Origin of the sequence: Pseudalkalibacillus sp. R45, assembly GCF_052246725.1 — a bacterium.
In the GTDB taxonomy this organism is placed as follows: Bacteria; Bacillota; Bacilli; order Bacillales; family Fictibacillaceae; genus Pseudalkalibacillus.
Map to the genome: position 1 here is coordinate 782,326 of NZ_JBQQCL010000001.1, position 18,941 is coordinate 801,266.

The following is an 18,941-nucleotide window of genomic DNA, read 5'->3' on the forward strand; positions in this document are numbered from 1 at the left end:
TCCTCCATTTTTGCAATAAAATTCTGTTATCTGTTCTCGACATATCTTTTCTCGATAATATGGTGCAGATAACTTTCTACATCATCTTTCAAATCATCACGCTCAAGTGCAAAATCCAGGGTCGCTTTAATGAATCCGAATTTATCTCCAACATCGAACCGTTGACCGTCAAAGTGATAGGCTAGAACAGGGTGGGTTTCGTTCAACTTTTTGATCGCATCGGTCAGTTGAATTTCATTACCAGCTCCTGGCGGGAGATTTTCAAGAATATCAAAAATTTCAGGAGTCAGGATGTAGCGTCCCATGATCGCGAAGTTAGATGGGGCATCCTCAACTTTTGGCTTTTCCACAAGGCTCTCCACCTGGATCGTTCGTCCATTAATTCCATTTTCTCTAGGTGCAATGATTCCATATTTTGATACATCTTCTTGTTCGACCTCTTGGACACCAACAACTGAAGAATGGTACTCTTCATAAACTTCAGAAAGCTGTTTCAAACAAGGCTTATTCGCCTTTACAATATCATCCCCAAGTAAAACTGCGAAAGGCTCGTTGCCGATAAAACGTGAGGCACAATTGATTGCGTGACCCAGTCCTTTCGGCTCTTTCTGACGGATATAATGAATGTTCAGCATGTTAGAGATTCCTTGCACTTCTTCAAGAAGAGCATACTTCTCCTTCTTTTCCAGTGTTTCTTCAAGTTCATATGATTTATCGAAATGATCTTCTATTGCCCGTTTCCCTCTTCCCGTTACAATGATGATATCTTCTATACCAGACTCGATCGCTTCTTCTACGATATATTGAATTGTCGGTTTATCAACAATTGGAAGCATTTCTTTCGGTTGTGCTTTTGTCGCTGGCAGAAACCTGGTCCCCAACCCTGCAGCAGGTATTATTGCTTTACGTACTTTCATGTTAACTCCCCCTTAAAATAATTCTCAAACTATAATGTTTTCTTTAATGATGTATAGGCATAATTCCCAAACACCCACATTGCTTTGACAAGTCCTAGATTTTCAATTTTTCGGTATACATACCAATTCTGTTTAGCCGCCTTGATCTTATTACTGGAAATTGAGCCCTTTACTTTCCGATAAAGAGCGAGTTCTTCTTGAATTCCATATGCTTTGAAGCCTCTTTTTAAAATCAATAACCACAGCGCGAAATCCTGGCGGGTCCGTATATTCGGCATCTGGAAGTGACCGGTTTTTTCTTTGTTGACCACAACCGTCAGACAGCCGATGATCGTATTTTTCAAGAGACCTTCATAATCAATTTCTTTAGGAATCTGGACAACCTGGTCAGTAGGCTCACCCTCTTCATCTATGATTCTATACCCAGTAAAAGTAAACGCATAATCGTTTTCTTTCATGTACGATATCTGACGTTCCAATTTATGAGGAACCCATTGATCATCACTATCCAAGAAAGCTATGAACTTACCTTTCGCTTCATTGATTGCAGTATTTCTCGCAACTGCTGCACCACTGTTCTTCTCAAGCTTTATATACTTGATACGCGGGTCATTCTCAGCCTCTGCCAGAATCACTTCTGCGGTATTATCCTTTGAACAGTCATCTACTATGATCATTTCCCAATTTTCATAGGTTTGAGCTTGAACAGATTGAATCGTGCTTTTGATAAACTTTGCACAATTATAAGCAGCCGTGATAACTGAAACCAACTCTTGATTATTCTGTTCGGGTATACTCATTTCACTTATCCCCTTTTGGAAAGAATTCTGTTATAAATTTCAGACATGAGTTCTGCGTTATCTTCCCATTTATAATGACTGACGACATGTTCTCTTCCATTATTACCGAGTGTTGTGCGCATATCTTCTTTATCCACTAAAAACGCCATCTTTTCAGCTATAGCTTCGCTGTTTTCAGACGGTATGATGTAACCTGTATGTTCATCGCGAACGACTTCCGGTAAGCCCCCAACGTTCGATACAACTACCGGTACACCACATGCTTGAGCTTCCACTGCCGCTACTCCGAAACTTTCACTATCTAAGACAGAAGGGACAAAAAACACATCGAATGTGTTGATCATATCAGGTACTTTTTCATGTGGAATGTTCCCTGTGAATTCTGTCTGATCCTCAATACCAAGTTCTTTGGCTAACCCCTCGTATTCTTCTAATTGTGGTCCACCGCCTACAATGACAAGTCGCGTTTTTCGATATGCCTCATCCGACACATTGTCTTTGAACTTTTTATACCCTTCAACCAAATACTTGATTCCGTATTTCGGTTTCATCGTTTTTACAATACCAAACGTCACAGTCTCAGGGTTTTTCCGACTAGGATCCGGACTGAACTTGTTCATATCAACCCCAAATGGAGTAACATCAATATTTTTATTGGTATACTGTGCTGTCTCAACCTTCATCACTTCACTCGTGGACCCGATAGCATCGGCTTTACTCAACGCATACTTTACTAATCTCTTATTAATCGTATTCTCTTTAGGAAAATCATAAATATCGCTTCCCCAAACAGAAATAACATATGGATGATATCCAGCCATTGCACCAATTACGCCATAGCTTGATACATAATGAGAATGGAATATTTCCGGTTTTTCCTTTTTAAGTATTTTTTGCAATTCAGGTACAGTTAAGAAATAAGCTAATTTACTCTTCATTTTTAAATTCAGATAGATCGTCTTTACATTTTGCCAATGGGAACGATCTTCTGTATCCTCATGACTATCAAAGCTTACATTGATGGTTTCATAACCCTTATCATTGTAATAAGCTAACCATTTCTTTGTATGCGGGTTGTTTGCTGGAGCTAATATAAGGAGTTTCATTTATTTCCCCTCTCTTATTGCTGTCATATCGTTTACAACTTTAGTGATTCTTGCGTCCCATGAATGACGATTAAAACTATTATTGATGATATTTTCTTTCATCATTTGTAGATTCGTAGGTTCTATAGCCTCTAAAATTGCCTTCGAAAAATCTTCTGCATTATCATCAGCGGTTTTCCCTGTTTTCTCATCATTCAAAATTCTCGCCTGTGCTTTACAATTCGTAGCCACAATCGGTAAACCATACGATTGGTATTCAAACAACTTTACAGGAACGGCAAAATCGTGATAGGTGTTGATTTCTCTTGGTATGAGGGCAATATCGGCTTGTTCATATACGTCCTTCAATTCTTGACCTGATTTATGGCTTACCGTAAGCCATGTCTCTGTTTCGTATTTGTGCATTTCTATATATTTTCGATATTCGTTTTCTCGACAAACGAGTTGAAGATCGACTGCTTTAGTGGCGTTGATTTTCTTGAAAACTTCCAGTAACATCAACATCCCTTTTTGGTCGCTGATACCGCCAACAAAAACAGCTGACGCAGTCTCTTTACCACGTGATTGAGTTGATTGAACATGCATCCCTTCCATCCCAGGTGGGAGTTCAGAATATTCTCCTGTCCAGCCAACCGACTGATTCATTTCTAAGGATGGCAGATACAATAAATCAACTACTTTGGAGAAAGTTCGCAATTCTTTCTGGTAGATCGCTCGCATTATTGGGGTAAAGACTTTCTTTCCTCCAGGCGGAACATACATATCATCGAATTTCCAATATACATCTCTGTAAAAAAGGCTGATCGGCACTTTATGCTTTTTCAAGTACATCCAAAAGCTCGCATCAGTTTTCGGATGACGAGGAAAATGATCTTTGTCTGTGAGCCAATATGGCATTGTACTGTTTTCCATATAGCAAAAAAGGGTTTCGTTCACGAGACCTTTTTGTTTGAAGCTTTCAGTGAGACGTTTTCTTTCTTCACTATGACCTGAAATGATTTCAAGTCTCATATTATTAGAATCCGCATATCTTTGAAACGCTTCTGTAATTTTTTTCGGTCTTACACCGGAACCACTTTTAGGGTTCTTCTGCAGTTCGTACGGAAAATATAAAAGAATCAAATTCATAATCTGTCTCCTCGAGTTTTGAGTCTTTTTCCAAAAAAAGAAGCATCTTCCAAATGAGGAGGGCTGGTATCGATAAACTCCCCAACACCCCATATGGAAGATGCAACCTAATTAATGATTCTTCATGTAATGATCAAGTGTCATACGGAGTCCATCTTCTAATGTATAAATCGGCTCCCATTGCAGCTTTTCGATAGCTGATTTGTTGCAAAGCACACTTTCACGTATATCTCCTGAGCGAGCATCCGTGTATCTAGGTTTAATCTCTTTACCAGAAAGCTTGCTCATCGTGCCAAACAACTTATTAATTGTTATCTCCGTGTTTGAAGAAAGATTCAGATGCGCACCGTTGCCATTTTTAAGTGCAGACACATTCGCTCTCGCTATATCTTTTACAAAAATAAAATCTCTTGTTTGATTCCCATCTCCATGGATATAAGGAACCTCACCTTTCATAATCCGGTCAGCGAAGATGGCTACCACGCCACCTTCACCTTGAGCATCTTGCCGGGGACCATATACATTTCCATAACGAAGAACCGTATAATCCAGGCCATATAATTCTTTTGATATTTTCAAATAGTTTTCGATTGTTAACTTTGAAACTCCATAAGGAGATAAAGGATTAACAGGGTGTTTTTCATTAACGGGTAATGAAACTGGGTTACCATAAATAGCTGCAGATGAAGCAAATACAATTTTTTTTACACCGTTTTTACGAGCAAGATCAATTATGTTAAGAGAACCTTTGATATTCACGTCATGATCATACAGAAAATCATTTATAGAAATAGGAACACTTGACTGTGCAGCTTGATGAATAATGTATTCTGGTGAATTTTCTCGAATGATTTCTTCTAGCTTTTGACTTCGAATATCACAATCAAAAACAGAGACATCCTTTTTGTTCAGGTTCTCTTTCTTTCCAGTTGAAAAATTATCAACGACGATGACCTCATGTCCTTCATCAAGTAGTTCTTCTACAATATGAGAACCTATAAAGCCGCTGCCGCCTGTTACCATTATTTTACTCACAAAGCATCCTCCTGAGACTCGTGCTGGGTTATCTAGCGCCGTCTCCTGTTATTACTACTTTTACTGTCTTATATAAAATCTTCATATCAAAATCCGGGCTTAAGTTTCGAATATAGTACAAATCGAGTGCCAATTTTTCATTAGGAGTGATATCATATCCTCCATTTACCTGTGCCCAACCAGTCAGTCCAGGTTTTACAGATAAACGATTAACGAATCCTGGAATTTCTTGATTGAATTGTTCAACAAAAACTGGACGCTCAGGTCTTGGTCCTACAAGGCTCATATCACCTTTTAGAACATTCAATACCTGAGGAAGTTCATCAATTCTCGTCTTTCTGATGAATGCTCCAACCTTCGTTACACGTGCATCATTCTTTTGTGCCCATTGAGGCCCATTTTTTTCAGCATCATTTCTCATCGACCGTAATTTGATCACCTTAAATACTTTTCCATTGAGACCGACTCTCTCTTGAAAGAAAAGTGGCGAACCTGGTGATTCTAACCGGATGGCTAGCATCGTAACCAGCATGATCGGAAGTGTTAATGCTAATAGTACGATCGAAAATAAAATATCAAAAATGCGTTTCCCAATTGGATTCATTACTTTTATTTTTTCTGATTGGAATTGATTGCTTTGTTTTGAAACTTTATATTCCCGATAATAGTTCGATTGTGCTCTAGGCAATGCCATGACTAACTATCACCTCTACAAGTATTTGTTAAATAGATTTATAGGTTTGTTGCCTTTAAAAGGCGCAATACCATTTAGAATAATTTTCAAGGGATTAAGATGTAACAGGACGTTATTCTGATATAAGTATTTTGTCTGTTTATGTAAAAACTAGTAGTATTATAGCATATCCATTAATAAACAAAAGAGAAATTAGAAGGAATTCATTACGTTTTTTACCCTTATTACCATAATTAAAACAAAATGGTCACAATTGAAGGCAAAATGTATCCATTATTCGTCATAAATACAGACGATTATACAAGCTATTTAGTTTCACGAAATTTACACCTTATCAATCATATCATCGTTTTTTTGATTTGCAATATCGCGATGTTAATTTTTGCTGAATTAATGCTTACTGCCCATTCAAGCGATATTTTTAGTTTTGGTTCTTTTGTTATTCATAATTAAATGTCCGATGAACACTCCGATTAAAACCCCGAAGGTATCCAATAGCACATCCGCAGGGAGTGGTGTTCTGTTAACTGTAAACCCTTGATGAATTTCATCCGAAACTGCGTATAAAACAGCAATTATTACTGTCGTCATTTGGTTAGAATGAGTGAAGGATTTAGTGTTGGATATGGCTCTGTACAGAAGAAGAGAAAGGATCATATACACCCCGAGGTGGGCTCCTTTACGAATGAAAAATTCAATAAAGCCGGCACTCCCCAGGTTCTTAATACTTATCTCTGCATCTGCATAATAGAAATGGACATGACGAAAAGCCTCTTCAACCCAGGCCAAAGGAATTTCTCCTTGCAAAAATGGCCGGACATCTTGCTCCTCATACGGTTGAGAGGAAGAGTAAAAAATAATTCCTGCCCAAATCAGCACAGGTGTCCAGTAAATCAAAAACCTTTTCATAAATAATGCATCCTCATTAAGATCATTCTCTTACAAGAGAATGGTTTCTATTGTCAACATTTCCATATTATAAACTATAATCAACTATAATACCGACAAAACAGCTTGAAAAGTTTTAAGGAATAAAAACTTGAGACTTTTTTCCCGATGTGACCGTATATAATATATGGTATAAATAATCATTCAGGAAGAAAGGACGAAATTTCAAATGAAAACATATAAAGTTCTTCAATGGATAACCGGAGGGTGTGAAGCTTTCCTTGCAATCCCGTTCATTGGCGGGACATTCGTCTTAGCGAATTGGTACATCCCGTTGTTTGTGATGTTAGGCCTTCATATTGTTACACTTGTATATGTAAACAAGGAAGCGAAAATTAGTTTTCAACGAGCCGGAAGCATTTTCGGAATCATAACTTCATGTATAGCCTGGATTCCATTTGTAGGCTGGTTCATGCATAGCATCACAGCCATCATCCTATTGATCAGCGCCATACGAAAAGACAAAGATGAAGACGAAGTAGAAGTGATCGGATAACGACCGCAGTACCGCATCGGTGCCAGGCACCGTTTAAGAACGCAGTCATACCAAGGGGTTTGAAACGGTGCCTGGCACCCATCATGAACACAGATATACTAAGGGTTTCAGAACGGTGCCTGGTACCCCTGTTGACTATTAATAAAAAGGAGCGATTATTTTGGATCATAATAGTGAATTATCCAAAGATGAGAGAAATTGGGGTATGTATGTTCATCTAGCTGCTTTTGCGGGTTATTTGACAGCAGCGCTCGGTTTCATAATTGGACCGCTTCTGCTCTGGTTACTTAAAAAAGATGAATACGCTTATGTGGATTACCATGGTAAAGAGGCATTGAACTTTCAAATTAGTTTCTTCATATATGGACTGGTGGCTGGAGCGTTAATGATAATCCTCATAGGATTCGCGTTACTCCCTATCGTAGTGATCTTACATCTGATATTCATGATCATTGGAACGATTCGGGCAAGTGAAGGTAATTACTACCGCTTTCCATTGACGATTCGTTTCATTAAATAGCAATGTGAAAAAGCATGCGTTCGACTATGAGCGCATGCCTTTTTAATCGGGATAATAGTTAGATATCCTTTAACCTTTTTTATATACTCTTTCCCCATTAAACCAGGTTTCCAGAACTTGAATGTCTTTCAAATCTTTCGGATCAACTTCTGCCGGATGGTCCGATAACAGAACGAGGTCTGCCACATACCCTTCTTCAAGCTTCCCTTTCCAATCCTCCTGGAAGTCAAGATATGCCCCTGTTTCGGTGTAAGCTTTGTACATTTTATCAAGCGGAAGTTTTTCATCAGGCAGCCATCCACCCTCTGGCTTGCCGTCTTCATCGGTCCGGTTCACTCCGGCAAAAATGTTCACGAGCGGCGAAAGCTCACCAATTGGACTGTCTGAGCTCCCCGTATACGGAATCCCCATCTGATCCACTGTGTTCCATGGGTTACAGTACCGCTCCCGCTCTCTTCCGACCCAGTCCGCTGTCTGATCGTATTCATCCATCATAAAATTAGGCTGGATCTCGAGGTAAGGTTTGATTTTCTGGAGCCTCTCTAGTAGGTCCGGCGCTAAAACCTGCGCGTGAATAATCCGATGACGCATTTTCACCGCACCCACTTGCTCGATCGCGTTAAGGGCTTGTTCGACGGCACGATCTCCGATTGCATGCATCGCCACCTGCATAATATTTTCATCTGCCGTTTTCACCATTTCATTCAATTCTTCCTGGGTGTAAATTAGCTCACCATCAGTCTCGGGTTGATCATAATAAGGTTTCCGAAGTGCAGCTGTATGCAACCGCTGTGTTCCATCCAAAAAGATCTTGAAAGCACCGACTGTCACTCTGTCTGTTCCATCGCCAGTTCGCTTTTCATCGTTTTCAAGAAAGTTTTTCAAATCCTCAACAGCATAAATATAATGGTGCAGTTGAGCTCTGATTGGCAGCTTACCGTCTTTTTCAAGGTCGGTATACGTGCGCCACACTTGATCGAAGGAACCCGCAAAATTGACATCATCCGTTTGGACCGAAGTGATTCCATGCTCAAGCAGATGAGGGATAGCGTCTTCAATGGCTTCGTACGTTTCCTCTTCCGTCTTATCCCTGAAATGGTACTTGATGAAGTGTACCGCCGTATCCTTGAAGCGACCGTTCGAGTTGCCATTTTCATCTTTTTCGATGAATCTGTCATGATATTTTTCAAGCTCTGGTTCTTTCCGGAGGATTTTCATAGCTTCTTCATTCACGATGCATTCGTGTCCATCATCATGTAAAAAGAACATCGGTTTCTCGTACTCGAGTTCTTCCAGTTCTTTTGCAGTTAAAGGGTGGTCTATATCTTCAAATTGATCATCAATCACACCACGACCGATGACCCAGTCGTGTTCTTCCATCATTTTTTCATTGTATTCATTGCGTACGATTTCTTTCATTTCACGCCATGAAGTCACCTTCCGAAGGTCCAATTCTTTTTTCATCAAACCGTAGCGAAGCAGGTGCATATGGGTGTCGTTGAAAGAGGCGGTCACCGTCGCTCCGTTGCCATCGATGACATCATCGGTTTGTGAATCTGCCCTGCCCTTATTGATCGATCTGATTTTTCCATCTTCAATTTCAATATGGTGAATTTGCTTGTCCTCTTTTACTTCTGGTCGGTATAGGTATACGTTGTCTATTACGGTCATGATAAACCTCCTAAAGTAAACTTGGCAAAGCCAAGCCTTAGCGCTGGCTGAGCCTTAGTTGTCCTTATATTGAAGAAAGTATTTTATACTTTCTTTAAATGCAAGAAAAAAGTTGCGGGTAATCACTAGTTATTGACTACCCGCAATTCCTTGAAAATATTCTTATGAAGGCTTATTTAGGAATCATTAACTGCTGACCTGGGTAAATGAGCGAAGAACTCAGCTTATTGACTTTCATCAGCTTTTCCACAGAGACACCATATTTTTTGCCGATGCCCCATAGCGTGTCACCCTTTTGGATGTTGTACATGCTGTAGGAACGGACAATGACACCCCTTGATTTTTCCTTGATTGGAAGCTGAATTGTCTGGCCGGGATAGATCCAATGCGACTTGATGTCATTCAACATTTTCAACGTCTGGACATTCGTTTTGTAGCGTCGGCTGATGTCCCAGAGCGTATCTCCTTTCCTGACCGTATGGAAGCGGATCGATTTTACGGTTACCTGGACTCCTTTCGTTTTCTCGACTTTCTTGTTTCCTTTTACGAGTGTTAGGGTCGGTGCCTTTTCGACTTTAACAGAATCAGAGAGTACTCTTCTCGCTGTCACATATCGGTCGCTCCAATAATATGGAGAAAACGGATTTGCATAGCCGACCCCTTTGCTCTGAGCCCCGATCATTTTTCCGTTTCCAGCATAGATTGCGACGTGATTAATTTTTCCGTTAAAATTCGTATCGAAGAACACAAGATCCCCTGGTTGGAGATCACCACTGCGGACGGGTTTACCTACTTTAGCCTGAGCACGGCTTGTTCTTGGCAGCTTCACGCCATGCTTTTTGAAAACCGTCGCTGTAAAAGAAGAACAATCAAAGCTTGATGTGTTTCCGACCGCCGAACCAAACTTGTACTGCGTACCCAAGAATTTCTTCGCGCTCTCGATCACCTATTCTCCGGAATGTGCATATGCCTCTGTTCCGACAGTCATAACAAAACCAGCGGCCAGTGCTCCAGGCAAAACCTTTTTCATCCGAATCCCTCCCGTTGTTTTTAAGTAGTTGTTCGACTTGGACTCGGTTCCTTCGCGCCTGTCTGTGTCGGAAAAGCCCTCTATTGCTCGGTCTAACTCACTTTATGCGGAGGGGCTTATCGATATGCGTGCCAGGCACCGTTTACGAAGCCAATGGTACCAAGGGATCCAAAACGGTGCCTGGCACTTTCTGAAATCCCTTGCGGCTCTAGGACTGAATTTCGGTGCCTGGTACACTGTGGATAAGTAAACAATTTCTTTTTATTGGTAATATTTAAGATGTTTGTTAATATTGGTTAGTGATGGAGGCAGGAACATAGGAGGAGATCCGTTGAAGAAAACCACTAAGAAAATTCTGATCCGTTTATTAATTGTTTGTACAATCATCATAGCTGCTATTTCTTGGTTTTTCCCATTTTCACAGTTAAGTATCTATAAATCTTTTTCTTATAATCCTGATCCTGTCGTAGTGGAACAGTATAAAGATGATTTGAATCGCTTTAAAAATACGTACAATAAAAATTCGCGAAACCAAAAGGACCTTACCAATGAAAGAATTCAATACATAATTGAGATGTATGAAGATGACAGCTTTTTAAGTGATGAGGGGTCAAAAATTACGAAGCATAGTTTGGCTAGCTTGTTGCTTGAGCTTAAGGAAACAAGAAAAATACTGATTGAATTAGCTTTCGAGGAATCCTATGAAAAGAACACAGAAGATTACCTTAGGTTACTTTTAGAGAATACGATCGTCTTAGAAGAGAACATTAAAGACATCATAAACTCCAACGGCAACTCAAGATTCACACTTGAACGACAATACAGTAATCTTAATATGGGATTGAACAGAAACCTGAAATTCCTGGAATCCTTCTATAATGAATACGCCAAAAACACATAAAGCAACGACCGATCTCTGCCCGGACAGAGGTCTTTTTTGTACTTGTGTACCAGGCACCGTTTCAACCCCCTTGGTATCACTGACTTCCGAAACGGTGCCTGGCACTTTCTGAGATCCCTTGGCGCACAAGGGTAGAATTGTCGTGCCTGGTACACAGCCTTTCATTTAAACTAGTATTCTATGCTTCTTGTTTGGGCAGAATGGTAATGACTACAGATGAAATTTGGTAAAATATACCTTTCTTTATTATTTTGAAAAAATATGGTTGAAACGGGTTGTGGTACGGTGTAGGATTAGTAAAGCATGAGATTTCTTCAAAGAATTTCCTTAAATATGTCGAATGTTACAGAAACTATTCTGAGGCTTATCCGTATTTATTGGACAGGAGATTCATAGTCTTATAATACATACTTAATGGGAGGACAAAGATGGATTACAATCAAGGAAAAAATGAAACAGCTGCTTCAATCGAACCGTCGCAACAACCGGGCAAAAGCAAAAAACCGATTCTGATCTCGCTTGCAGTCATCGTATTACTTGGAATCAGTACAACGGTATATGCGATGTTTTTCAACCTATCTCCGAAAGAGACGTACTTTCTAGCTGAAAAAAATACAATGGAACAAACGCAGGAATCCTTCAATAAGACGTTTGCAGTCAATGAAGATGTTAATGAAAAGATGATGGAAGAGCCTTCTAAATCGACCCTTACACTAGGTCTTAAGAGCATCGATGGGCTTCAAGCGATTGACCCGAACATGGCAATGTTCGCCTCCATGCTGAATGACGTGAAATTGAGCATGTCCGCACAACTTAACCCTGAGAAAAACGAAGGGATTGCTGAGCTGAATGCCGGCATGGGCGGAACAGAATTCATCAAAGCGGAAGCCTATCAATCTGAAGATCTGACAGGTTTGAATGTTCCGCTTCTATATAACAACTATCTTTACTTGAACAACGACCAGTTCGGCGAAGTGATGAAAAAATTTGATCCTGCTTACGAAGGTCCTGAGGAAATTGATAACGTTGTGAAAATGCAGCTCGAAGCGATGAAAAATCAAGAAAAGTACGAAGAGCATGCTGAAGAATACGGAAAATTCCTTCTCGAAAAAATCAAAGACGAGAATGTCACTGAAAAAAGCGGAGTCGAGTTCGAAGGAAACAAATACAAGCAGCTTACACTCGAACTATCTGAAAAAGAAACAAAAGACATCCTTAAAGCGTTGATCGACAAAGTCAGAGAAGATGAAGAATTACTTGACCTCCTCATCGAGGCTAACGGCAACACAGCATTCACTGCTCCTGGTATGGAAACCGCTGATATGAAAGAAACCATCCAGACAGAACTGAAGAAAGCATCAGACAACATCGATCAGGTGAAAATCCCTGAAGGCTTCAAGAGCGTCGTCCTGATTGATAAGAACGAAGTCATCGTCAAGCGTGACATTGATTTTAAAATTGGTAATGAGTCAGAGCTCGTCGTCATTGATTATTCCAGCCACGCACTACGCTCAGACGATCTTATCACTGACGGAAAATGGGAGATCAACGTCTTCCCTGAAAACGGCGAAAAGCAAGACTATGGAAAAATGCTGGTTGAAATCAAAGGTAAAAAAGGGGAAGGTGATGCAGCAACGCGCGACATCACTGGAACATTCGCCTTCGCGGAAGCAGGAAAAGTTACAGGAGCAAACCTTTCAGCAAAAATCACAGGTACTCCAGAAGACATGAAAGCAGATTTTGAAGCAGCAATCAAAGATCCGTCGAACGCTGGAATCCCACCATTAAAAGGACACTTCACACGTAAAGTGACGGATGACCTTGATAACAGAACATATGCATCGAATGGCGAATTTGGATTGGAAGTTGATGCTGGACTCGGCGCACCAATCCATGTAACGTTCGATTATGATAGCAAAACGGAGTTCACTAAAAATCTGAAATTCCCGAATGTTGCTGAGGACGGGGAAAATGTAGCAGAAATGAGCCCTGAAGAAATGGAACGCATCATGACAGAAATTCAAACACGCATTCAAGGAATGATGATGAACGGTCCACAAATGTTCAACTAAAAAAGGTAGGCAAGTGTCTGAGACTCCTCCACACTTGCCTTCTTTTTACACTGATAATTAGGAGATCACGATGAGAGCATTCACACTTGCACAGACACAATTGAAGGAAATCTTCCGTCAGCCTCTCGCATGGGTGGTCCTTTTTTTCATGCCTTTTACTCTCATCGGCTTTTTACTATATGGACTTGAAAATGTACTCAAATCAGAGTCTATGCTTCCTCCTTTTGATGTCGCGATCGTGAATAAAGATGACGATGCTCAAACCCGTTTGTTGATCCAGCAATTCCAGGATGATGAAGAAATTGAAGCATTGATCACCTTCAGAACGATGGACGAAAAAAAAGCTCTGAACCTGTTAGAACAAAACAAAATTGCTTCGATTTTAATGATTCCAGAGGGGTTTGCAAATGGAATCAAATTCGGTGACAACAAATCGGTCACCGTCATCACCAACGAACAACGACCATTCCAATCGGCCCTCTTCCTTGAAATGATGAACAGCTCAGCGGACTTGATTAGTGCTGCCCAGAGTGGCGTCAACACCATTTACGATTATTTAAAGGAAGAGAATTATTCTAATGATTATGTAATGAAAGTATCGAATCAAATGATTTTTGACTTCACGACTTTCGCTTTCAACCGTAAGATCATGTTCGATATAGAAGAAATCAAGTCGTTCCAGGGGGTTACACCACTCAAATATTACAGCATTTCCGGCTTCATCTTCTTGTTGCTGTTGACCGGATTGCTTACGATGAGCATGACCTCTTCAACAAATGCTAAAATCGACGAACGCTTACGAACTTTCGGTGTATCATCTGGGGCCCACCTATTCAGCGGACTCGCCACCCAAGTCACCATTTTGTTCATGCAGGCGGTATTGATCATTATCTCCTTATGGATCTTGACGGACTTAGAGGTAACTGGTCATTACGGTTGGAGTGTGCTTACCTTCATAACAGCCATCATCGTCATCGGTGCCTGGTACACATTTTTATCGAATCTTCCAATAGCGGAAGGAATACGGTTTTTCCTTGGATTTCTTGGTCTCGTAGTTTTTGCAGCGGGTGGAAGTTTGATTTTTCCTGAGTCCTACTACACCGGGATTTTAGAGTGGATTAACCTATCAACTCTGTCACACTGGCTTCATACTAGCCTAGTGCACTCCATCTTTATAGAAAACGAAGATGTATTGTTCTCAAGTCTTGGTGTGTTAGCTGGAATGACAGGGGCACTTCTCTTCTCCTCCTATATAGTAAGGCGGGTGAAGCAGTCATGAGAATGTGGCATTTAATCCGCACAAGATGGAAAATCACTTTGAGCAACAAATGGCAGTTCCTTTTGATGCTCATCCTCCCCCTACTCGTCTTTTGGGGTGCTGAACAATTGCTTTCAAAAGGATCAGATCAGTTGAAAATTCCTGTCATTGTGGTAACGGAGGAAGAAAACGAAACAGTCACCACGATCATTAATCGAATAAAAGACAATGAAACACTCCAAATCATTGAAAAATCGGAGGTTGAAGCGAAACGCCTTCTTGAAACAAATCAAGCTGAAGTTGCCGTCGTTTTTACAAAGGGTATAGAGGAAAAAGTAAAGCAAGGTGAAATCAAAGGTGTCATTCAATTATGGAAAGCACCGAATGCGATTTCAACCGGCCTGGTCGAGGAATATGTGGCAAGCGAAGTGATCCGGCTTGCAAGCAACGGAAAAGCTGCCACTTACCTGGCGAACCAATTTAATGGAGCTAATGTGTATGAGTACGCCTGGAAATATACCGATGATCAATGGGAACCTAAACCTTTAATGACCATTAAACATGAAAAAGCAGGAAAACAAGCTCAAAATCAGAAAACAGAAAAAAACACAAAACCACTGTTGTTCGGAATGCTCAGTGTCTATATCCTGCTCATTAGCTTTTATATACAAACATGGTGATGACAGAGCGAGGAAACGGACTTGCATCAAGAACAGGGATGTTCGGCGTCAACCGCCTAACTCGCTCCTTCTCCAACCTACTTGGTTCCGTAACCGTTATTCTCGCATCACTTTTACCAGTATCCATCTATCTTTTGCTAGGTGACGGAGATTTCGCACAAAAAGGACTATTGTTCATTGCTTATGTCGTCTCCTGTTCCGGACTCGGCTTTCTTCTAGCAAACCTGTTAAGCAACACGCTTCTGTATCATTTGATTGCTGTTGCACTAACGGTTGTAACTGGTGTATTAGGAGGAAGCTTTCTCAAACTGGAGGAGTTTTCCCATCGACTAGCGAATGCATCTCAATACACACCGCAACACTGGTTTTTAAACGGCTTAACGCGTTCAACTACAACCACTGAACTCATCATTTTATTGGGGCTCGGGGTTGGATCGATTATTTTAGGATTAGGGATTGGAGCTGTGCGACATGATCGAGCTTAGAAACGTATACAAACGATATAAAGGAACAGATGTAGTCAAAGGCGTCGATCTCATGATTCCACAGGGGGCTCGTGTCGGGCTTGTCGGACCGAATGGAGCTGGAAAATCGACATTGATGAAGATGATCGCAACGTTAGTCACTCCATCTAAAGGCGAAATCCTCGTCCGCGGGCAATCTGTTACGAAAAAGAAAAAGCAGCTCAGGCGCAGAATCGGATACGTCCCACAGGAAATCGCACTCCATACTAGCATTTCTTTAAAAGAAAACTTGAAGTTCTGGGCAGGCATGGCACCAGGTACCGTATCCGAGGCTTGGGTTTTACAGCTGGTAGATATGGTTGGCCTGAGGGAAAAGCTTAACGAACGCGTCGATAAGTTATCCGGCGGGATGCAGCGGAAACTCAATATTATTGTCGCCCTGCTTCACAATCCTGAACTCCTGATCATGGACGAACCTACCGTTGGAATCGACATCCCATCCAAAACAGACATCGTCGCCTTTTTAAAAGCGTTGGGTCCAGACAAAACGATCCTGTTTTCATCCCATGACCTGCAGGAAATTGAGATGCTTTGCCATTATGTATTGGTGTTGGAGGACGGCGTTTTACGACATTTCAGCACAATCAGCGAACTACCCCACACGCATAATCCAACTCAGGAACTGCTCAAACACCTGCAAATCATCCGAACTTGAGCATCAATCAAACGTTTAATTATCCATAACCACACTCCCATTTTATGGTAATATATAGATATTACATAATTTGGGGGTTTTTTAATGATTAAAGTTCAAAGCACCTGTATCGCAGTCAAAGATAACCAAATGCTCATGATTCAAAAACTCGACAAACAAGACCTTACATACAACTTCTACATCCCTCCAGGCGGTCATGTCGAAAAATTCGAGACCCTGGAAGAAGCTTGCATCCGGGAAACGTATGAGGAAACAGGAATTTTAGTTTCTGATTTAGAGCTGAAAGGGATGGTGACTTACTTTACATATGAAAAAGATGAACACGCTATTTCCTTCTTTTTCGAAGCAAAATCGATCGATGGAGAACTCAAATCGAACGAACCCGATAAAGTTGCGCCTTCATGGTTTCCAATCGATAGACTAGAATCTAGCAATCAAATACTAGAACATGACAAAGAGTTTTTAAAAGCACTCCTGACAAGCCAAGAATTTGTAAGAGCTAATGTCATTCGCGAATCACCACAGCTAGTGGAGGTATGGACGGTACATACATAAAAAAAATCCTTTTAGGTAGGAAGCCTACCTAAAAGGATTTTATCTTTCTTTTTATTAGTTAGGGATTTTAAACGTTTGTCCTGGATAGATCGTGTTAGATGAAAGATTGTTCACTTCTTTTAACTTACTAACAGTAGTACCATATTTAATGCTGATATCCCATAAGGTGTCTCCGGGTTTTACTGTATGCGTCTTGCTGCTTGTAGATGTGCTAGATGTACCAGACACCTTCAATTTTTGTCCAACATATATGGTGTTTGATGAAAGATTGTTCAAGCTTTTAAGCTTTGATACTGAAGTATTGTATTTCATGCTAATGTCCCAAAGTGTATCACCACTTTGTACAGTATGGACAGATATGTCAGGTGTCTCAGATTTCGGTACTTCAGATTTTAGAACTCTCTTCGCTTTTACAAAACGATCGCCCCAATAGTATGGTGAGAATGCATCTGTAAAGGCTACGCCTGTAGAAGATTGAGCACCTAGCATCTTCCCATTTCCAGCATAGATCGCTACATGGTTGATGACACCATTAAAATTCGTATCGTAGAAAAGCAAATCTCCAACTTTTAGATTTGATTTCGAAACGGTTGTACCAACATTAGCTTGAGCACTGCTTGTTCTTGGCAAAGTGATGCCATGCTTTTTAAACACCGTGACTGTATAAGAGGAACAATCAAACGAACTCGTAGAGCCTACTGGCGCTCCATATTGGTATGGTGTCCCTAAATAATTATCACCTGTATCGATGATGTCACTTCCTGTTGCTCCGAATGCTTGTCCTGCTCCAGAGAACATGATCCCTGTTGCAAGTGCGATTGGTAATAACTTTTTCTTCATTACTTCTCCTCCAATTGGATTTTTAGTAGATCTGGCTGTTAAACCAATTGGGAGTAAGTCAAAAAGTAGAACTTCTTATATGTATGTTTGAAATTGAGATATGTAATGTCTGATATCGAAATCTATCAATATTGCTATATATTCTATTCTTGCTACTTTATTCCTTATCCCCTAACCCCGAATGTTATGTTATCTTATCATAATAAACATAACATTAACGTTACAGTTGCATTACAATCGAAAAGAAAGAAAAAGCCTTTAAAGTAGTAGAGGCTTTTTGGTATCTATTTTCCTATAAAGTAGTTTACGAGATATTCTGCCCAAACTTCATTACCTTGATCATTTGGACCTGAAAAGTCATTTTGTATATATTCTATAACTTCATTATCAGTTACGTCTGGCCAATTATCCCAATGATGGAGGTAGGTGATCTCTTCCTCTTCGGCAAAATTTTTAACACCTTCTACTTGCCCAGCATATGTCTTTGGGTTAAAGATTGGATGAGAGGGCTGTAACATAAATACGATATCATTATTGCTTTTTGTAAATCTGCTATCCAATATTTTAATAGCTTCGATTGTATGTTCTATTTCGACTTTTTCATTGTCATTCATAAGGAATGGTTCAAGAAGTACCATATCAGGTTTAGTATCAATAACCTCTGTCATTTTTTCTAGATCAATCGCATCAACTGATAACTCTTTCCCAAAGTCATGAGGTGTAATATTAAATATACCCTCACCATAAGCCTCATCAAGCCCTGCTTGCATTAATTCTGGCCATGGGGTTTCGCCCATACCAATTGCTTCAGAACCTATAACCGCTACTTCAATTTCGGTACCAGATTCGATAGCATTGGTAATCAATTCACGAGTTTCATCAGATAGGTTTTTAGTTAACTCTTCAATATCTTGTGAAAACTCATCTTCTCTTGGATCATCATTAGTTTGTTCTTCTACGATCGATTCAGCATTTGCTTTTGCATTAGCAATAGTTTCGTTTATTTTTGAATTCCAATGAATATGACCAAAAATAATTGTCATTATGGATAAAATGATTGTTAATATGTATAGTATTTTTTTCATATTTAGCACCTTTCTTTCGACACCCT

At 40.2% G+C, this 18,941-nt stretch carries 21 protein-coding genes; 10 read left to right on the plus strand and 11 right to left on the minus strand.

Features of this window, described 5'->3' with window-relative positions; all coding sequences use genetic code 11:
- Window positions 1-26 precede the first annotated feature (26 nt).
- The 7 genes from galU to ACTWQL_RS03795 form a co-directional block, all read right to left on the minus strand.
- Window positions 27-917: a UTP--glucose-1-phosphate uridylyltransferase GalU gene (gene galU, locus ACTWQL_RS03765; protein ID WP_443141077.1), complete on the minus strand. Its 891-nt coding sequence runs from the start codon at window positions 915-917 to the stop codon at window positions 27-29.
- A 29-nt stretch (window positions 918-946) separates the two neighbouring features.
- Window positions 947-1,717 (minus strand): glycosyltransferase family 2 protein, encoded by a 771-nt coding sequence (locus tag ACTWQL_RS03770; RefSeq protein WP_443141078.1) that lies wholly within the window; start codon window positions 1,715-1,717, stop codon window positions 947-949.
- Between the two features lie 5 nt (window positions 1,718-1,722).
- Entirely contained in the window at window positions 1,723-2,823 is a 1,101-nt protein-coding gene (locus tag ACTWQL_RS03775; protein WP_443141079.1) for a glycosyltransferase, read from the minus strand.
- Complete coding sequence (locus ACTWQL_RS03780; RefSeq protein WP_443141080.1) at window positions 2,824-3,951, minus strand: glycosyltransferase; 1,128 nt, start codon at window positions 3,949-3,951, stop codon at window positions 2,824-2,826.
- A 111-nt stretch (window positions 3,952-4,062) separates the two neighbouring features.
- On the minus strand, window positions 4,063-4,986 hold the full coding sequence (locus ACTWQL_RS03785; protein ID WP_443141081.1) for an NAD-dependent epimerase/dehydratase family protein: 924 nt from the start codon (window positions 4,984-4,986) through the stop codon (window positions 4,063-4,065).
- 28 nt (window positions 4,987-5,014) lie between these two features.
- Window positions 5,015-5,680 carry a sugar transferase gene (locus ACTWQL_RS03790; protein ID WP_443141082.1) on the minus strand — a complete coding sequence of 222 codons (666 nt, stop codon included), beginning with the start codon at window positions 5,678-5,680 and terminating at the stop codon, window positions 5,015-5,017.
- Window positions 5,681-6,088: 408 nt separating this feature from the next.
- Window positions 6,089-6,589 (minus strand): VanZ family protein, encoded by a 501-nt coding sequence (locus ACTWQL_RS03795; protein ID WP_443141083.1) that lies wholly within the window; start codon window positions 6,587-6,589, stop codon window positions 6,089-6,091.
- Between the two features lie 208 nt (window positions 6,590-6,797).
- Here ACTWQL_RS03795 and ACTWQL_RS03800 point away from each other — a divergent pair, with 208 nt between their 5' ends.
- Window positions 6,798-7,124: a hypothetical protein gene (locus ACTWQL_RS03800; protein ID WP_443141084.1), complete on the plus strand. Its 327-nt coding sequence runs from the start codon at window positions 6,798-6,800 to the stop codon at window positions 7,122-7,124.
- A gap of 160 nt (window positions 7,125-7,284) precedes the next feature.
- Entirely contained in the window at window positions 7,285-7,644 is a 360-nt protein-coding gene (locus ACTWQL_RS03805; protein WP_443141085.1) for a DUF4870 domain-containing protein, read from the plus strand.
- A 69-nt stretch (window positions 7,645-7,713) separates the two neighbouring features.
- Here ACTWQL_RS03805 and ACTWQL_RS03810 read toward each other — a convergent pair whose 3' ends face one another.
- Both ACTWQL_RS03810 and ACTWQL_RS03815 read right to left on the minus strand, forming a co-directional pair.
- Window positions 7,714-9,315, minus strand: a complete 1,602-nt coding sequence (locus ACTWQL_RS03810) for an amidohydrolase (RefSeq protein ID WP_443141086.1) — start codon at window positions 9,313-9,315, stop codon at window positions 7,714-7,716.
- Between the two features lie 172 nt (window positions 9,316-9,487).
- A complete protein-coding gene (locus ACTWQL_RS03815) occupies window positions 9,488-10,261 on the minus strand; it encodes a C40 family peptidase (RefSeq protein WP_443141087.1) in 774 nt (257 codons plus the stop codon).
- A 208-nt stretch (window positions 10,262-10,469) separates the two neighbouring features.
- On the opposite strand from ACTWQL_RS03815, the gene ACTWQL_RS03820 reads away from it, so the two are divergent.
- From ACTWQL_RS03820 to ACTWQL_RS03855, 8 genes are all read left to right on the plus strand, one after another.
- Window positions 10,470-10,595, plus strand: a complete 126-nt coding sequence (locus tag ACTWQL_RS03820; protein ID WP_443141088.1) for a hypothetical protein — start codon at window positions 10,470-10,472, stop codon at window positions 10,593-10,595.
- Between the two features lie 81 nt (window positions 10,596-10,676).
- Window positions 10,677-11,246 carry a hypothetical protein gene (locus ACTWQL_RS03825; protein WP_443141089.1) on the plus strand — a complete coding sequence of 190 codons (570 nt, stop codon included), beginning with the start codon at window positions 10,677-10,679 and terminating at the stop codon, window positions 11,244-11,246.
- Window positions 11,247-11,674: 428 nt separating this feature from the next.
- A complete protein-coding gene (locus ACTWQL_RS03830) occupies window positions 11,675-13,318 on the plus strand; it encodes a hypothetical protein (RefSeq protein WP_443141090.1) in 1,644 nt (547 codons plus the stop codon).
- 70 nt (window positions 13,319-13,388) lie between these two features.
- Complete coding sequence (locus ACTWQL_RS03835) at window positions 13,389-14,597, plus strand: ABC transporter permease (protein ID WP_443141091.1); 1,209 nt, start codon at window positions 13,389-13,391, stop codon at window positions 14,595-14,597.
- On the plus strand, window positions 14,594-15,256 hold the full coding sequence (locus ACTWQL_RS03840; RefSeq protein ID WP_443141092.1) for an ABC transporter permease: 663 nt from the start codon (window positions 14,594-14,596) through the stop codon (window positions 15,254-15,256). The genes ACTWQL_RS03835 and ACTWQL_RS03840 overlap by 4 nt, the downstream gene beginning before the upstream one ends.
- The gene (locus tag ACTWQL_RS03845) at window positions 15,250-15,741 is read left to right on the plus strand and encodes an ABC transporter permease (RefSeq protein ID WP_443141093.1); all 492 of its coding nucleotides are present in this window, start codon (window positions 15,250-15,252) and stop codon (window positions 15,739-15,741) included. The genes ACTWQL_RS03840 and ACTWQL_RS03845 overlap by 7 nt, the downstream gene beginning before the upstream one ends.
- Window positions 15,728-16,435, plus strand: coding sequence for an ABC transporter ATP-binding protein (locus ACTWQL_RS03850; protein ID WP_443141094.1), 708 nt, complete (start codon window positions 15,728-15,730; stop codon window positions 16,433-16,435). Before ACTWQL_RS03845 ends, ACTWQL_RS03850 begins: the two co-directional genes overlap by 14 nt.
- Window positions 16,436-16,519: 84 nt before the next feature.
- Window positions 16,520-16,990 (plus strand): NUDIX domain-containing protein, encoded by a 471-nt coding sequence (locus tag ACTWQL_RS03855; protein WP_443141095.1) that lies wholly within the window; start codon window positions 16,520-16,522, stop codon window positions 16,988-16,990.
- A gap of 54 nt (window positions 16,991-17,044) precedes the next feature.
- On the opposite strand, the gene ACTWQL_RS03860 is transcribed toward ACTWQL_RS03855, so the two are convergent.
- Together ACTWQL_RS03860 and ACTWQL_RS03865 are read right to left on the minus strand one after the other, a co-directional pair.
- Window positions 17,045-17,830, minus strand: coding sequence for a LysM peptidoglycan-binding domain-containing protein (locus tag ACTWQL_RS03860; protein ID WP_443141096.1), 786 nt, complete (start codon window positions 17,828-17,830; stop codon window positions 17,045-17,047).
- A 284-nt stretch (window positions 17,831-18,114) separates the two neighbouring features.
- Window positions 18,115-18,915, minus strand: coding sequence for an SGNH/GDSL hydrolase family protein (locus tag ACTWQL_RS03865; RefSeq protein WP_443141097.1), 801 nt, complete (start codon window positions 18,913-18,915; stop codon window positions 18,115-18,117).
- Between the last annotated feature and the right edge of the window lie 26 nt (window positions 18,916-18,941).

Bases quoted from the DNA above. Each gene is read 5' to 3' on its own strand.
- ACTWQL_RS03820 (WP_443141088.1), top strand. From the start codon at position 10,470: ATGCGTGCCAGGCACCGTTTACGAAGCCAATGGTACCAAGGGATCCAA.
- ACTWQL_RS03830 (WP_443141090.1), top strand. From the start codon at position 11,675: ATGGATTACAATCAAGGAAAAAATGAAACAGCTGCTTCAATCGAACCG.
- ACTWQL_RS03840 (WP_443141092.1), top strand. From the start codon at position 14,594: ATGAGAATGTGGCATTTAATCCGCACAAGATGGAAAATCACTTTGAGC.
- ACTWQL_RS03850 (WP_443141094.1), top strand. From the start codon at position 15,728: ATGATCGAGCTTAGAAACGTATACAAACGATATAAAGGAACAGATGTA.
- ACTWQL_RS03770 (WP_443141078.1), bottom strand. From the start codon at position 1,717: ATGAGTATACCCGAACAGAATAATCAAGAGTTGGTTTCAGTTATCACG.
- ACTWQL_RS03835 (WP_443141091.1), top strand. From the start codon at position 13,389: ATGAGAGCATTCACACTTGCACAGACACAATTGAAGGAAATCTTCCGT.
- ACTWQL_RS03845 (WP_443141093.1), top strand. From the start codon at position 15,250: ATGGTGATGACAGAGCGAGGAAACGGACTTGCATCAAGAACAGGGATG.
- galU (WP_443141077.1), bottom strand. From the start codon at position 917: ATGAAAGTACGTAAAGCAATAATACCTGCTGCAGGGTTGGGGACCAGG.
- ACTWQL_RS03860 (WP_443141096.1), bottom strand. From the start codon at position 17,830: ATGAAGAAAAAGTTATTACCAATCGCACTTGCAACAGGGATCATGTTC.
- ACTWQL_RS03810 (WP_443141086.1), bottom strand. From the start codon at position 9,315: ATGACCGTAATAGACAACGTATACCTATACCGACCAGAAGTAAAAGAG.
- ACTWQL_RS03775 (WP_443141079.1), bottom strand. From the start codon at position 2,823: ATGAAACTCCTTATATTAGCTCCAGCAAACAACCCGCATACAAAGAAA.
- ACTWQL_RS03865 (WP_443141097.1), bottom strand. From the start codon at position 18,915: ATGAAAAAAATACTATACATATTAACAATCATTTTATCCATAATGACA.
- ACTWQL_RS03780 (WP_443141080.1), bottom strand. From the start codon at position 3,951: ATGAATTTGATTCTTTTATATTTTCCGTACGAACTGCAGAAGAACCCT.
- ACTWQL_RS03855 (WP_443141095.1), top strand. From the start codon at position 16,520: ATGATTAAAGTTCAAAGCACCTGTATCGCAGTCAAAGATAACCAAATG.
- ACTWQL_RS03800 (WP_443141084.1), top strand. From the start codon at position 6,798: ATGAAAACATATAAAGTTCTTCAATGGATAACCGGAGGGTGTGAAGCT.
- ACTWQL_RS03790 (WP_443141082.1), bottom strand. From the start codon at position 5,680: ATGGCATTGCCTAGAGCACAATCGAACTATTATCGGGAATATAAAGTT.
- ACTWQL_RS03795 (WP_443141083.1), bottom strand. From the start codon at position 6,589: ATGAAAAGGTTTTTGATTTACTGGACACCTGTGCTGATTTGGGCAGGA.